Origin of the sequence: Sorangium sp. So ce394, from assembly GCF_051474665.1 — a bacterium.
GTDB lineage: Bacteria > Myxococcota_A > Polyangia > Polyangiales > Polyangiaceae > Sorangium > Sorangium cellulosum_D.
This window is the reverse complement of the sequence record NZ_CP150339.1, coordinates 2,424,315-2,437,846: the sequence shown is the minus strand read 5'-3', so window position 1 is coordinate 2,437,846 and position 13,532 is coordinate 2,424,315. Positions and strand designations below refer to the sequence as shown.

12 protein-coding genes and 1 pseudogene are annotated in these 13,532 nt (G+C 72.3%); 2 read left to right on the top strand and 11 right to left on the bottom strand.

The features are described from left to right. Positions 1-41: 41 nt before the first annotated feature. From WMF33_RS09000 to WMF33_RS08965, 8 genes and pseudogenes are all read right to left on the bottom strand, one after another. Entirely contained in the window at positions 42-1,325 is a 1,284-nt protein-coding gene (locus WMF33_RS09000; RefSeq protein WP_437336757.1) for a hypothetical protein, read from the bottom strand. Between the two features lie 391 nt (positions 1,326-1,716). Beyond that, complete coding sequence (locus tag WMF33_RS08995; protein ID WP_437336756.1) at positions 1,717-3,246, bottom strand: amidohydrolase family protein; 1,530 nt, start codon at positions 3,244-3,246, stop codon at positions 1,717-1,719. 128 nt (positions 3,247-3,374) lie between these two features. Beyond that, the gene (locus WMF33_RS08990) at positions 3,375-3,623 is read right to left on the bottom strand and encodes a hypothetical protein (RefSeq protein WP_437336755.1); all 249 of its coding nucleotides are present in this window, start codon (positions 3,621-3,623) and stop codon (positions 3,375-3,377) included. A gap of 410 nt (positions 3,624-4,033) precedes the next feature. Further along, a complete protein-coding gene (locus WMF33_RS08985; RefSeq protein ID WP_437336754.1) occupies positions 4,034-4,930 on the bottom strand; it encodes an STAS domain-containing protein in 897 nt (298 codons plus the stop codon). Between the two features lie 206 nt (positions 4,931-5,136). Next, positions 5,137-5,679, bottom strand: a complete 543-nt coding sequence (locus WMF33_RS08980) for a VOC family protein (protein WP_437339458.1) — start codon at positions 5,677-5,679, stop codon at positions 5,137-5,139. A gap of 21 nt (positions 5,680-5,700) precedes the next feature. After that, a pseudogene (locus WMF33_RS08975) lies at positions 5,701-5,991 on the bottom strand (DUF1428 domain-containing protein); the annotation flags it as partial. Positions 5,992-6,351: 360 nt separating this feature from the next. Next, on the bottom strand, positions 6,352-7,305 hold the full coding sequence (locus WMF33_RS08970; protein ID WP_437336753.1) for a phosphotransferase: 954 nt from the start codon (positions 7,303-7,305) through the stop codon (positions 6,352-6,354). Beyond that, entirely contained in the window at positions 7,302-7,844 is a 543-nt protein-coding gene (locus WMF33_RS08965; RefSeq protein WP_437336752.1) for a hypothetical protein, read from the bottom strand. The genes WMF33_RS08970 and WMF33_RS08965 overlap by 4 nt, the downstream gene beginning before the upstream one ends. 200 nt (positions 7,845-8,044) lie before the next feature. Here WMF33_RS08965 and WMF33_RS08960 point away from each other — a divergent pair, with 200 nt between their 5' ends. Continuing rightward, positions 8,045-8,599: an RBBP9/YdeN family alpha/beta hydrolase gene (locus tag WMF33_RS08960; protein WP_437339457.1), complete on the top strand. Its 555-nt coding sequence runs from the start codon at positions 8,045-8,047 to the stop codon at positions 8,597-8,599. 129 nt (positions 8,600-8,728) lie between these two features. On the opposite strand, the gene WMF33_RS08955 is transcribed toward WMF33_RS08960, so the two are convergent. From WMF33_RS08955 to WMF33_RS08945, 3 genes are read right to left on the bottom strand one after another with little or no spacing between them, the layout of a single operon-like run. After that, positions 8,729-9,808: a hypothetical protein gene (locus WMF33_RS08955; RefSeq protein ID WP_437336751.1), complete on the bottom strand. Its 1,080-nt coding sequence runs from the start codon at positions 9,806-9,808 to the stop codon at positions 8,729-8,731. A gap of 5 nt (positions 9,809-9,813) precedes the next feature. Beyond that, complete coding sequence (locus WMF33_RS08950) at positions 9,814-10,650, bottom strand: ABC transporter permease subunit (protein WP_437336750.1); 837 nt, start codon at positions 10,648-10,650, stop codon at positions 9,814-9,816. Then, positions 10,647-11,582, bottom strand: a complete 936-nt coding sequence (locus tag WMF33_RS08945; protein ID WP_437336749.1) for an ABC transporter ATP-binding protein — start codon at positions 11,580-11,582, stop codon at positions 10,647-10,649. The genes WMF33_RS08950 and WMF33_RS08945 overlap by 4 nt, the downstream gene beginning before the upstream one ends. Before the next feature lie 534 nt (positions 11,583-12,116). On the opposite strand from WMF33_RS08945, the gene WMF33_RS08940 reads away from it, so the two are divergent. Continuing rightward, positions 12,117-13,190, top strand: coding sequence for a hypothetical protein (locus tag WMF33_RS08940; protein WP_437336748.1), 1,074 nt, complete (start codon positions 12,117-12,119; stop codon positions 13,188-13,190). Positions 13,191-13,532 lie beyond the last annotated feature (342 nt).

Here is a 13,532-nt window from a genome sequence, read left to right as displayed (position 1 = left end):
GCTTTCCTCTCCGAATCCGATGCTGCGCGCCGCGGGACGCGTCAGAAGCCGCCTTGCAGCTGGGCGAGCAGCTCGTGCTGCGCCCCTTCTTTGTTCGTGCGGTCGTCCCGTCGGTTGAAGTTGAGCTGGAACTTCGTCGTCTCCGCGAAGAAGACGTTGAAGCCGAGCGTGTAGACGTCGACCCGGTTCTCGAGCACCTCGGTGCTCGGATCGAAGAGGTCGACGCGGATGAACGGCTGGTAGGTCTTCGGCCACCAGTCGTCGTATCGACCCTGGTTCCGGTAACCCCTCAGGAACTGCTCACCCCAGTTGTAGAAGAACGTCGCGACGTGCGACAAGCTCGAGAGCCTCGTCTTCTGGGGGTCCTCCAGCGTCGTCCCGAGCGTGACGTCGTCCTGGCCGTAGATGAACTCGTAGGTGACGCCGATCGGGTAGTGGTTGTAGTAGATATCGCCGCCGTACCGGCGCTTCGCGCCCTTCCCGGACAGCGTCTTCTTCTCGTCCTTGAGGAACGTGTTCTGCCAGCCGATGTACACGCTGCCGCCCAGCGTGATCTGCCGGAGGATGGAGTTGTAGTCGGACGGCACGGTGAACGCGAGGCGGCCGATGATGTCCTTCTCGCTGTTGTCGTCGGGCGTGTTCGGGCCGCTCCCGTTGACGAGGCCCACGGCGTAGGCGAGGATGGGCGCCCGGTAGTTGTAGCCGTAGTCCACCTGCGGCAGGATGTCGCCGCGGACGATGAGGCCGAGCTCGCGCCGGTTCAGCCCGAGCCGCGTCGTGAACTGCGCGTTGGTGATGACGGGCTTGAGCTCCTCGCTCGCCGGCACCTCCAGCCCGAACGGCAAGAGCTGCTGTCCGAGGGTGATTTGCAAGACCCAGTCCTCGGGGGCGAGGGTGGGGAGCACGGAGTACGACAGCTGGGCGTCCAGCAGGTTGAGGAAGCTGTTGTTGCTCGCCTGCTGGGGCGAGGCCCCGAAGCGGAGGGAGTAGGTGAGGTTGCGCCCTTCCTCGTAGTCCTTGTAGAGGATGCCGTTGAACGACAGGAGCGCGGCGCCCGTGTCGAACGTCACCTTGCGATCGTTCGAGGTCGCCGTGGTCACCGGCTGCTCCGACCACCCGATGCGCGTCTGGACGACGCCGCCGATGGTGAGGGAGCGCGTGGAGATGGCGGTGTGGAGATCGCGCTCGCGCTGCCACTGGAACTTGAAGTTCTCGAGGTCGGTGACGAGCCCTTGCAGGTCGTCCCGCGTGACGGCGTTGGGATCGGGCTCGACGAAGGCCTCCGCGGCCGCGTCCCCCGCGGGCGCCGGGACCGGGGATGGCACGCCCGGGGCTGCGCCGGGCGCCGCAGGAGCCGCAGCGGCGGCGCCCGGCGCGGCGGGCGCGGCGCCCGGTGTCGCGGCTGGAGCCGCGCCGGCAGGCGCCGGGGCCGCGCCGGCGGGCGCTGGGGCCGCGCCGGCGGGCGCTGGGGCCGCGCCCGCTGGCGCCGGGGCCGCGCCCGCTGGCGCCGGCGCGGGTCGCTCCCCCTGGGCCCTGCCGGGCGGGTTCTGGGCGCTCGCCTGGGTCGCGCAAAGGGCGATGGCCGTCGCGAGGATCGTGGAGACAGATGTTCTTGAACGGTCAAGCAGACGCATGAATGGATCCAAAGAGGTTCGTTAGATTCGCCATCACCGCCGCGCGGGGCTGCTTCCGTCAGCCCCGCGCGGCGCATCTCCGTCAGGCCGCCTTGCTCTTCGGCAGCTTCTGCTCGACCGCGGTCCCTGCGAAGAAGCCGGGGTTCTTGCCGGCGAAGAAGTTGTACGGGTGGGTGAACACGAGATCGCGGAAGTTCGCCTCCGTGAGCGCCCCGCGCTCGACGAGGCTCCAGGTGTCGGCGAGGACCTCGGTCAGATCCGGCACGTCCCAGTGCCCGCTGTCCGACGCCCAGAAGGCGTTGAGCTGCACGCCGAGCGGGTTGACCTTGGTGTTGAACGCGTACGCGATCGTCGGGTCGTCCGCCTCCGAGCCGAAGTAGAAGTTCGGCACGTACCGATCGCGGATGTCCTCGATCCGCTCGATGCCCGCCGCCCCGAAGTCGTCGAGCGCGGCCGGGTCTTGCGGCTGGCGGCGCGAGTTGTTCGACACGCCGAGCGCCCCCCCGAGGACGGCGTTGATGTCGCCGAGCCGCGCCTCGACCTCCTGCCCGCCGTACTGCTGGTACAGCGCGTACAGCAGCTTCGCGTCGATCAGGTCAGGGTTGTAGTTCTGGACGGCCCGGCCGTTGCGCTTCTCCCAGTGACCGACGAGATCGGCGAAGAGCGTCGCGCCCCACGCCGCCCCGCCCTCGAGGAAGCCGACGCGGAGATCGGGGAACCGCCGGGTCACGCCGCTGAAGAACAGCGACTTCGCGAGCGCCTCGGAGGCGGAGGCGAAGTGGCCGATGTGGTTGTACATGTAGTTCGAAAACGAGCTGCGGCTGGTCCACCCCATGCCGGCAGAGTGGGTGGTCAGCACGGTCTTGAGCTCGACCGCCTTGGCCCAGAACGGGTCGTAGTTGTATTCGCTGTCCACGCCGAACGTGTCGAGCCAGTTCGCGTGCCGCGCGACGTCCGGATGGTGGCGGGACGGGTACTTCTCGGCCACCGCCCGGATCGGCCGGCGGAGGTTGCCCGGGATGAGCGCGACCTTGAGGCCGAGCTCGCGCACCGCGAACTCGAGCTCCTCGACCCCCTCCTCCGGCGTGTGCAGCGGGATCGCGGCGACCGGCGTGAGGCGGTCGGCGTACGGCCGGTACACGTCGGCGTGATACGCGTTCACCGCGCGGATGAGCACCCGGCGCAGATCCTCCTTGCCGACGTGGGTGGCGAACGTGGAGACGTTCGGGAACAGGACCGCGTAGTCCGTGCCCGACTCGCCGAGCCGCTCGTGCAGGAGCCTGGGCAGCGACACCGTGGCGAGGTCGAGCGTGTTCTTCGTCGGCAGGGCCCACCACGGCGGGCGGACCGAGCGCTGCGCGGCGCGCTGCTCGGGCGTGAGATCGTACCACTCGTTGCTCAGGTAGCCGAAGCCCCGGTTGATCGCCTGGCGGAACTCGTCGACGTACTTCGCGCCGCCGTACTTCGCGATGTAATCCTCGAGGATCGGGGCGAACTCGATCGTGTGCAGATCGGTGTCGATGACCGGGTAGTCGAGCTTGTCTCGCACCGCCCGCGAGCGGGAGGTCTTCTTGCCGTCTTTCAGCGAGAGATGAGAGGATGAGATGCTCATGACGATGTCTCCAGGGTGCGACCGTGCCGCGCGCTCGCTTCCGGCGCGGGGCAGCCGCGATCAAGGCGCATGAGGCGGCGCGCCGAGGGGCGACCGCTCCTGTGCTGAGAACGTGAGAGGCCTTCGAGCTAGAGCGCCGCGAGCGCGGCGCTCGGACAGCGCGTGGCCGTCCATCGCTCGACGTCAGCGCCGACCCGGCGGGGCGCACCCTGCGGCGAGCGCCGGAGGGAGGAGCGCGCCTGCGCCGGCGCGCCGATGGCAGCGCTCGTCGCGACGCGGCGCCGCACGACGGTCCGCGCGCCCGGACGGGCGTTCGTCACGATCGTGCCGGCGAGGATGGATGGGATCGCATCGAGCGCGATCACGGGGTCTTTCATGGCTGTCATCACGTGAACGCTCGCCCTGACGCATTGCATTGGGCGGACCAATGCGTTTGCTGGCCCCAGCAGGGCAGGCCGGGCGGAAGCCGATCGAAGCGCTCCGCGTCGCGAGCGCGACCGCCCTCTCCTGAGCGCCGTCCCGGGGGAAAAACAGAGAGGGCCTGAAGAGCCCGACGCCTCCCGATGGCGAAGGAAGATCAGCGGGTCGCAGCGCGCGCGGCGCACCCGGTCAGAAGAGCAGATCGACGAGCGTTGCTCCGCTGTCGCTTCCGTTCTGCACGCGCCGTACCAGGCTTATGTCCGCTTCGAAAGACGCGGATCCGTTATACCGGATGCCCCCGTGCTGCTGGAGCAGCAGGGGTGTGCTGCGGGGGTGCTGCTCCAGCAGCAGTCCCCGAGCGGGTGCGTCATCGCGGGGACGGCGGCGCGGCCGGCAGGTTCGTCGCGGTCGCGAACGCGATGCCGCTCTGCAGGTCGCGGCGGGTCACGATGCAGGAGAGGTCGATGTCGAGGCCGACGATCGCCTGGGACACCTCGGGTCGGATGCCCGTCAGGACGACCTGCGCCCCGAGCAGCCGGACCGCCCGCGCGACCTGCAGGAGGGCGTTCGCCGAGGCCGTGTCGATGTGCGGCACGCCCGTGACGTCGATGATCGCCACCCGCGCCTGCCGCTCGACGACCTTGCTCAGCAGGTTCTCCATCATCTGCTGCGCCCGCACCGTGTCCAGCGCGCCGACGAGCGGCAGCACGAGGACGCCCTGGCTGATGGGCACGATGGGCGCCGACAGCTCCAGGAGCGTCTTCGCCTGCATCCGGAGCTGGTCCTCGAGCTGCTTTCGCTTGGTGATCACCTCCGTGAACAGCATGATCCCGCCGATCTCGCCGTTCGGCGCGTACCACGGGAAGATCTTCCACATCCCCCATTCGACGTGCCCGTCGCTCCGCGGGAAGGGCTCCTCATCATTCCCTTCCGAGGCCCCCGCGAGACAGCGCTGGTGGATCTCCTTCCAGTGCTCGGGGACGTCGGGGAAGATCTCATAATGGCTCCGGCCGACGAGCTCCTGGTCGCCCAAGCCGAACTCCGCCCGGTAGCGGTGACTGGCCATGACGTAGCGCATGTCACGATCGAACATGGCGAACGCTGCCGGTGTGTAGGTGACGAAGAGGCGCACATGCTCCTCGCTCCGGCGCAGCGCCTCCTGGAGGCGAGCCCGCTCCTCCTCGGCGCGCTCCAGCTCCCGGATACGCTGCCTCAGGCGCTCGTTCTCGGCAACGACATCATTGTAATCTACGTTACATGTCATCCGGATCCCCGATTCTGTCCTGGACTTATACCAACGACGGAGGACCGGTGGCGACCGAAGGGGCGCCGCATGTGTGCTGCCGACGACGGAGGGGCGCCCCATCGCCGGGACGTGCCCGGAGCGCGAGGGATCGCCACCCCGCCGTGCTCGGGCAGCCGCTCGCCTCGGTCAGACCGAGCTGCTGGCGGCAGGCGCCGCGCCGGCGCTCAGCGCGCTTCGTGTGCGGCCTTGAGGCCGGCGATGTCCAGCTTCACCATCTTGAGCATCGCCTCGGAGACGCGGCGCGCCTTCTGGGGGTCCGGGTCGGCCATGAGGTCGCCGAGGACGGTCGGCACGATCTGCCAGCACACGCCGAACTTGTCCTTGAGCCAGCCGCACTGCTCGGCGGAGCCGCCCTCGAGCAGCGCGTTCCAATAGCGATCCACCTCGGCCTGGTCGTCACAGCTCACCACGAACGAGATGGAGTGGTTGAACGGGTCGAGCGGGCCGGCGCTGATGGCCATGAAGGGCTGACCGCACAGCGTGAACTCGACGACCTTGACCGAGCCGGCGGGGCCGCCCGGCGTGTCGCTCGGCAGCGGGGTCACGCGGTCCACCCGGGAGTCGGGGAAGATCGACGCGTAGAACCGGGCCGCCTCCTCCGCCTCCTTCGCGTACCAGAGGTGCGGCGTGATCTTCTGGACCCTGGTGCCCGCCTTGCTCTCCTCGCCGCCCGAGTCGAAGAGGACCGCGAACCCGCCCCAGATCATGCGCTTGGGGTCGAACGGCGGCGCTTCCGTCGTCTGCATGCGCGGGTCGGCCATCACCTTCGCGCTCGCCTGGTCGCGCACCTCCTTCGAGGGCCACACGATCCAGGAGAACACGATGGTCTCGCCCGCCTCGGCCTTCACCGCGCCCTTGAAGTCGGTGATCTTGCCATCGGGGACGTCGTCGCCCCAGCACTCGACGATGCGCGTCGCACCATACTCCCGGAAGACCTGCGCGGCTTGCGCGCAGAGCTCGCGATAAGCCTCCTTTTTGCCCGTGGGTACCGGAGTCACGAAGCCGTCGATGTAGCTCATGGCGCGAGTATGCAGATCTGCCGTTTATGCCGTCAAGCACGGCGGATCCAGACGAACGGCGGGCTCGACCATGGACGAGAGTCGATCGCTCCGGGATCGGCCGAGCGGATCGCGGCCAACCGACCCACGGCAGCGAGCAACGGCCCGGAGAGGGAGAAATCGAGACGCGCATTCGGAATGCATCCTGCGCGCCCCTCGGAGAGGGGCGACTCGCGATCTCCTCTTCGAGCCTTCCTGTCCTGCCGCACGGCTGCCGAGCCGTGTCGAGCTGGCGCCGACGCGCCGCCGCTCCAGCTCGGCGCAGCGTCGAGGCGACCGCGACCGCCGTCGGGCGGCCGCGCCCGTCCCTTCAGCGGGACGTCACGGCCGGCCGCGCGAGACGTCTTGCGCTTCCCGGCGCATCTCGCGCAGGAGGGCGGCGGCGACCGTGCCCGGGTGGGTGCGCTCCGGCGCGGCGCCGAACGCGGCGAGGACCTCCGCGAGCGGGCGGGGCTCCTCGCCCGCGGGCGGCGGCCCGCCGAAGCGCGCCGCTGCGACGAAGAACCCCGCCGCGTAATAGGCGAGGGCGATCGCGCGCGCCACGCGCGCCCGCGCGCGGTCGTCGTCGCTCGCGGGCCTCCCGAGGTACGCCTCGAGCAGGGCCTCGCGCTGCTCGGGCCGCGGATAGGCGAACACGCCGAGCTGCGCGAGGTCGACGAACGGATCGCCGGCGCCCGCGGTGGTCCAGTCGACGAGGTACACGCGGTCGGCCGCGACGAGCACGTTGTTCGGGTTGACGTCGCGGTGACACGGGGCCGCGTGCGCGTGGGGCCCGCTCACCCGCTCGAGCGCGTCGGCGGTGCGGACGAGCTCCGCCGGGAGGCCCACGCCCGCGAGCGCGGCGCACTGCGCGTCGAGGGAGCGCAGGAAGTCCATGCGCGACGGGCCGCGCGGAAACGGCGGACCGTCGTGGAGCCGCCGCAACGCCGCCGCGACCCGCCCGAGCAGCGCCGGGTCGCGCGTCGGGCGGAGCGGCGTCCCCGCGATGCGGTCCATGATCGTGACGCCCGCCCGCGCGTCCGCGTGGCGCAGGCGCGGGGCGACGCCGCGCTCGGAGGCGGCGCGCATGCACGCGGTCTCGCGCGCGAAGCGCCCCGGATCGCTCGGATCGGGCGCGAAGCGCTTCGCGACGTACGGCGCGCCGTCGACCGCGAACGCGAGCAGCGTGGCGCCGGAGAACCCGCCGGACAGCGGCGTCACGTCGGTCACCGGGCGCCCGGGGAACGCGGCCTCGAGCGCGGCGGCGAGGTCGGGGTGCAGCTCCGGGGCGCTCATGCCGTCCCCCGCGTCGCGGCGAGCCGCTTCGCGTAGAGGCGGCTCCGCGCCGCGAGGTCGGCGGGCCGCGCCCAGTCCCATCCGATCGCCCGCCAGTCCGGGTCGTCGGGATCGAGCCCGAGCGACGCGACGAACGCGCGATCGGCGACGAAGAAGTGGCGCTTGTACGTGAGGAGATAGCTGCGCGGCGCCTGCGGCAGCGCCTCGAGGTGAGCGCGCGCCTCGTCGTAGGTCGTGAACCAGTGGTGCAGCACGCCGGCATCCCGGCCGTAGAGCAAGGCCCCGAGCTCGGGCGCGCCGGGCTCCCCCGCGAGGGCGAGGCGCGCGCGCTCCCAGCTCGAGAAGCCGCACTCGCGCGCGACCACGGCGAGGCAATGCTTGCGGCGGATGCCGGGGACGGCCGCGGCGAGCGCGGCCTCGTCGGCGCGCACGAGCTCGGGCAGCGCGCGCAGGCGCGAGAGCGCCTGGGCGTCGTTCGACGCGAGCCGCTTGTGCAGCAGCTCGGCGCGGATCTTCAGCTCGCGAACGGGATCGATCATGGACGTCTCCTCTCGAATCGGCCGCTGCCCGCTCCCTCGGCCCGAGGATCTCGACGTGCTCATGACGGTGCGAGGTGACCCGCGATCGTCGCGTTGCAGGGTGAAAGGCTTCTTTCCGGCGGGGAGGGCGCCCCTGCGCACCCAGAGCGACGTCCATAGCGCTTCACGCCCGGGCGCGCCAGGTGGAAGATAGTCGCATGATGCCGCCGCTGCTCATGGTTCCTGGTTATTCCGGCTCGGGGCCTCGCCACTGGCAGACGCTCTGGGAGCAGAAGCTCCCTTTCGCGCGTCGCGTGGAGATGCCCGACTGGGCTCATCCGGACCGGGGCGCGTGGGTGGAGGCGCTCGACCGGGCGGTCGCAGACAGCGCCGCCCCTCCGGTGCTGATCGCGCACAGCTGCGGTGTGAGCACGGTGGTCCACTGGGGGGCGTCGGGCGCGCGGCCCGTGCGCGCCGCGCTGCTCGTCGCGCCGGCCGACACCGAGTCTCCGAGCCATCCGCGCGACGCGTCGACGTTCCACCCCTTGCCCAGGGTCAGGCTCCCGTTCCCCTCGGCGGTCGTCGCGAGCGCGAACGATCCCTACTGCACCCCGGAACGAGCCGAGGCCTTCGCGCGCGCCTGGGGGAGCCAGCTCATCCACGCTGGACCGTGCGGGCACATCAACACCGACGCCGGCTTCGGGCCATGGCCCGACGGCGAGCGGATCCTCGCCGCGCTGATCGGCGAGCCCGTCTCACGGGTGTTTCGCGCCTGACGCGGCGATTGCTGACGACCCGCCGGATCCGCGCATTGTCGCGCCTATGCGCGGCTCGCCTCGAGCTCGCGCGGCCGCTCGTGGCCCCATTGTCGACGGATCGAGGGGGCGCCTGGCGACACCATCACATCACCGCGCCTCCCCTCCCGTCCCCTCCTCATCCGGCGCCCCGCCGTCCCTCCGGCGCTCCACGCAGCGGCCCATCGCCTTTTGGATCATCGGCAGCGGCAGCGCGAGATCCATCGAGAAGCGCCCTTTGCGCGGGCTCACCCGCGCGAGGTCGAGCAGCTCGACGAGCTGCTCCTCCCCGTCCGACTGCGCCTTCAGCCGGGCCAGCGAGAGCGCGGTCCCGAGCGTCTTGCCGAGATCGTCCACGTCGGCCGCCACGGGCCCCGTCACGTCGGCCACGATCGCGACGTCCTCCGACGCGTCGACGTGCAGCTCCACCTGGCCCACCGCGCCGCGCAGCCGCTCGGCGATGTCCGGCTCGCTCCCCTCGAGGAGCTCCGCCACGTCGTCGGCCGAGAGCACCCCGTAGGCATCTCCATAGCTCGCCCACTCGGGGATCACCGGCGGCGCGGGCGCCACCTTGTCCTCCAGCCTGTCGATCGCGGCCTCGATCGCCGCCGCGTCCCTGCCGAGGAGCAGGAGGCCGTCGCCCCAGCGGCCGAACACCGGCACGCGCCCATCCTCCTCGAACAGCGTCCCCCGCGCGCCGTACGCGCGGCGGCTCCCCCGCAGGGAATCGAAGCGCGCCGACGGGAACTGGCCCGACACCACCACGAGCGCCCCCGACGTCGCCGCGATCCGGTCGATGTCCTCGAGCACGTCGATCCCGAACTCGTCCTCGATCTCCTCGAAGCTATCCATCTCGACGTTCGCGAGCATGCAGTCGAGCCAGAGCTTGCCGGCCGGCGACTCCTTGATGGCGCTCGCCTCGAAGACGACGGCCGACGTGGCCCTGTCCGTGGGCAGCGCCGTCAGCAGCGGGTCGCGCGAGGGCCTCGGCGCCGCGCTCGGGTCGAGCGCCGGCGGCGGCAGCGTGCGGCGGCGCAGGCTGCGCTCGAGCTCGGGCTCCCGCGGGCCGCGCGGGAACTCCACGCGCGCCTTCTTCTTCGGGGACGTCGCCTTGACGTCGCCGCGCGACATGAGCCACGCCGCGAGGCCGAGGAGGAGGACCGCAGCGAGGAGCCAGGCTCGGTGGCGCATGGAGCTCAAAAGTCCTTCTGTTCGAATCCCCAGATGCCGAAGGCGACCGCGGCGAGGCCGAAGACGGCGATCCCCGCGAGCTGGCTCGCGAGATCGAGCGCCTCGACGTGCGCCGAGGCGGCGAGCTCGGCGGAGGTGTCGGCCAGCGTGGAGACGCGCGGCAGGAGCGCGGTCACGGCGCGGAAGAGCGCGCGGGGGGCGCCGGACTCGAAGAAGCTCGAGAGGCGCTCGCGGTAGCCGGCGACGATGCCCGCGACGAAGAGGGCGCCGCCCGTGGCGGCGGAGAGCGCGGCGCTGCGCGCGAACACGGCGACGGCGAGCATGGCGCCGTAGAGGGCGGCGAAGGTGACGCTCGCGAGGAAGGCGGCGAGGACGGGGCGCAGCGTCCAGACGCCGGTCTTCACGGCGAGCAGGAGCGTGAAGCCGCCCGCGCCGTAGAGCGCGCCGGCCAGGGCGAGGGCGAGCACGCCGAGGAAGGTGCCGGCGAGCAGCTCCCAGCGCTGGACGGGGAGCGCGAGGAGGTGCTCGATGCGGCCGGGCGCGAGCAGGCTCGGGGCGAAGTCGGCGCACGCGAGGACGCCGAAGCCGAGGCCGCCGTAGAAGATGACGTACGCCGCCGCCCGGAAGATGGGCCGGAGGGCGACGTCGACGGACCGGATGTCGGTGGGGACGACCTGGCCGAAGAGGCGCGTGGCGGCGAGGGCGCCGTCGACGACGTCCATGCGCAGGGTGAGGCCGGCGACGCCGAGCAGGAGCGTGATGCCGGCGCCGAGGGCGAGGAACCACCGGCGCGAGGCGGCCTCGCGGACGAGGTCGAGCGCGACGGCGAGGACGGTCTTCACGACGGTCCTCCGGAGCTCGGCCTGCCCTGCGCCCCGAGGGCCTCGGCGAGGACGTCCTCGAGATCGCGCATGTCGCGGGCGAGCTCGATCAGCAGGGCGCCCCGGGCGCGGGCGCCGTCGAGCAGGGCGTTGAGGTCCTCGGGGCCCCCGGCGTCGCAGATGAAGGCGCCCTCGGCGTCGCGGGCGACGAAGCCGAGCGGGGCGAGCGCGGCCGGGTCGCAGCCGGGCGCGAAGCGGACGCGGAAGCGCGTGGCGCTGCCGCAGAGGGCCTCGAGGGCGCCTTCGCGGACGAGGCGGCCGCCGGCGAGGATGCCGATGCGGTCGCAGACGCGCTCGGTCTCGGAGAGCAGGTGCGAGTTGAGGAAGAGGGTGGCGCCGCGGGCGCGCTCCTCGGTCAGGATGCGGCGGATCTCGGCGCGGCCGAGGGGGTCGATGCCGTCGGTGGGCTCGTCGAGGACGAGCAGGTCGGGCGCGCCGAGCAGGGCCGCGGCGAGGCCGAGGCGCTGCTTCATCCCCTTGGAGAAGCCGCCGATGCGGCGCTCTGCGCTGTCGCGGAGGCCGACGCGGGCGAGGTCGCGGAGGAGCGCGGCCTCGGTCATCGAGAGGCGCTTGAGCCGGGCGACGCTGGCGAGGAAGGCGACGGGCGTGAAGGCGTGCGGGAGGTGGAGGCGCTCGGGGAGGTAGCCGATGCGGGCGCGGACGGCGCGGTCCTCGGGGGCGCCGCCGAGGACGCGGACGACGCCGGAGGTGGGGCGGACGACGCCGAGGAGGGTCTTGATGAACGTGGTCTTGCCGGCGCCGTTCGGGCCGAGGAGGCCGAACGCGGCGCCGCGGGGGATGGCGAGATCGAGGCCGGCCAGGGCCTGGTGGCCCTCCCGCCGGAAGAGGCCCGCGTAGGTCTTGCGGAGCGCGGCGGCTTCGATGGCGAGCACGGCGGGAGCATAGCCGACGCGGGCGAGAGCAGCAGGGGTCGGGCGCTCGCCGGCGCCGCCCGGGCCGCCGAGAGCGTGGCCGCGCGGACGCGCGCGGGCGCATCATGCCCGCCGGACGCGCCGCACGGCCTGCGGGGGTCGCTCGCCGCGATCGAGGAAGTCCATCCGCGGGTCATGGCCGCACGGCGCCTCCCTCGTACCGGCGACCGTGGCGCGTGGAGCTGGTGCCCTCGATACGACCCCGGAAGTCGATGCCTTGGACAGCGCTGCGACGGGAGAGGGCCTCGACTGCGAGCGCGACCCGATGTCGCGCCGCACAGCCATCGAGAAGAAATGGTCCGTTTCATGGCATGGACGCGCATCGTGTGATCGCGGCTGGTGACGCCTCGGCCGAGAGAGCCGAGGGCAGCAGCGATTGCACCCTACTGGCAATCTTCCAACCAGCGTCCTCGATTCTCGCTTGTGTGGGACATGATCGACCCGGATAGACACGATTGTCGGACGCGGCCGCCCGGGATCGTGTAGGATGCGAATGTGGCGAATCTCGACGAGATCTCGGACCGGACTTACGTGGCTGCGGGCGCGGACTTCGCCTTCGTGATCACCCGGCGGGGGAGGCTCGTCACCCGGCGAGCGCCGCGCGACATGTCCGAGGAGGGCCGCAGGCGGATCGTGGAGGCGGCGCTGAGCCTCGGGAGCCAGAGCCGGCTCGGTCATGTGGAGCTGCCGCGCGAGGACCTGGTCCCGTACGGGGGCGCGGCGCCCATCGACGTGTATTTCGGCGTGGCCGACGAGGAGATCCTCTGCGTGGTCATGCCCACGTGGGCGGACCGTCAGGGCGTGTGGCCCGCGCTCGAGCACGGCCTGCGCGCCATCGACGAGGCGGCCGCGGCGGCGTCGCGGCCGGTCCACAAGGGGCACCGGCGCACCCGGTCGCGCCCGCGCGGGGAGGCGGCGCCTGCCTCCGCGCGCCGCCCGGTCGTCGAGGTCCGCGAGCCGCCGCCGTCCACCCGCGCGGTCGCGGCCGTCTGCGAGCCGCCGCCGCCCGCGAGGCGCGCCTCCCCGCCGTCGCCGCCGGCCAGGCGCAGCGCCGTCGCGGGCCTGGTCCTCCTGGCCAACGGCGGGCCGCCCCGCTCGCTCGCGCGCCCGGTGATGCTCCGCGACGCGCCCCCGCCGCCCGACGCTGCGGGCGCGGCGTCGTCGCCAGAGCTCCGCATCGGCGAGGCGGCGCTCGGCCGCGAGGGCCACGCCGCCGTCGCGCGGGCGCTCGGCGGGGCGCTGTCGTCGGCGCCCGAGATCCGGGTGGGCATGGCGTCGGTGGGCCACGAGACCCTGGCGGCGATCGAGGCCGAGCTCCAGCAGCCGCCGCGCCCCGGCTCGATGCCCGAGGCGTTGCGCGTCGAGCTGGTGAGCATCAGCCGCGAGAGCCTGCTGGAGATCGCGGCCGAGGAGGCGCGCCAGGCGACCGCGGGCCCGCGGCCGTCCGCGCCGCTGGTGCGCCCCGAGCGCCTCACCTTCCCCTGGGTGGAGCCGCCCGATGACGCCGACGTCGAGCCGGAGGCCGAGATCGCCGGCGCGGCGCACGCGAGGCGCGCTCGCTCGGGCTGAGCCTCGTTCTATCGATTCGTGGGAATCGTGGGAAGAGGACCGCAAGGGCGCAAGCGGCGCAGGGGGAGGAGAAGAAGATGATTCGCTCTCTGTCCCCCTTGCGCCTCTTGCGCCGTTGCGGTTTCTCCTCTTGACCATGACGCACCTCGTGCTCGCGCCGGAGCAGCAGACCGCCCCGGGTTGCTGCTGAGGCAGCAGCGCACCAGCAGCGCTCCGGGCTCCTCTCAGTGCGGCACCGCCCGCCAGCGGGCGCGCGCGGGCCGGCGGCCACCGCCGCGCGGCGAGCGGACCTACGGCACGGCGGTTGCCCGCGGTCGCCGGTCGCCGCCCGCCGCTCGCCGC

What these genes read in the sequence shown, in the direction of transcription:
- WMF33_RS08960 (WP_437339457.1), top strand. Translation starts at nt 8,045, where the DNA reads ATGCCGCCGCTGCTCATGGTTCCTGGTTATTCCGGCTCGGGGCCTCGC.
- WMF33_RS08955 (WP_437336751.1), bottom strand. Translation starts at nt 9,808, where the DNA reads ATGCGCCACCGAGCCTGGCTCCTCGCTGCGGTCCTCCTCCTCGGCCTC.
- WMF33_RS08980 (WP_437339458.1), bottom strand. Translation starts at nt 5,679, where the DNA reads ATGATCTGGGGCGGGTTCGCGGTCCTCTTCGACTCGGGCGGCGAGGAG.
- WMF33_RS08995 (WP_437336756.1), bottom strand. Translation starts at nt 3,246, where the DNA reads ATGAGCATCTCATCCTCTCATCTCTCGCTGAAAGACGGCAAGAAGACC.
- WMF33_RS08990 (WP_437336755.1), bottom strand. Translation starts at nt 3,623, where the DNA reads ATGAAAGACCCCGTGATCGCGCTCGATGCGATCCCATCCATCCTCGCC.
- WMF33_RS08965 (WP_437336752.1), bottom strand. Translation starts at nt 7,844, where the DNA reads ATGATCGATCCCGTTCGCGAGCTGAAGATCCGCGCCGAGCTGCTGCAC.
- WMF33_RS08970 (WP_437336753.1), bottom strand. Translation starts at nt 7,305, where the DNA reads ATGAGCGCCCCGGAGCTGCACCCCGACCTCGCCGCCGCGCTCGAGGCC.
- WMF33_RS08985 (WP_437336754.1), bottom strand. Translation starts at nt 4,930, where the DNA reads ATGACATGTAACGTAGATTACAATGATGTCGTTGCCGAGAACGAGCGC.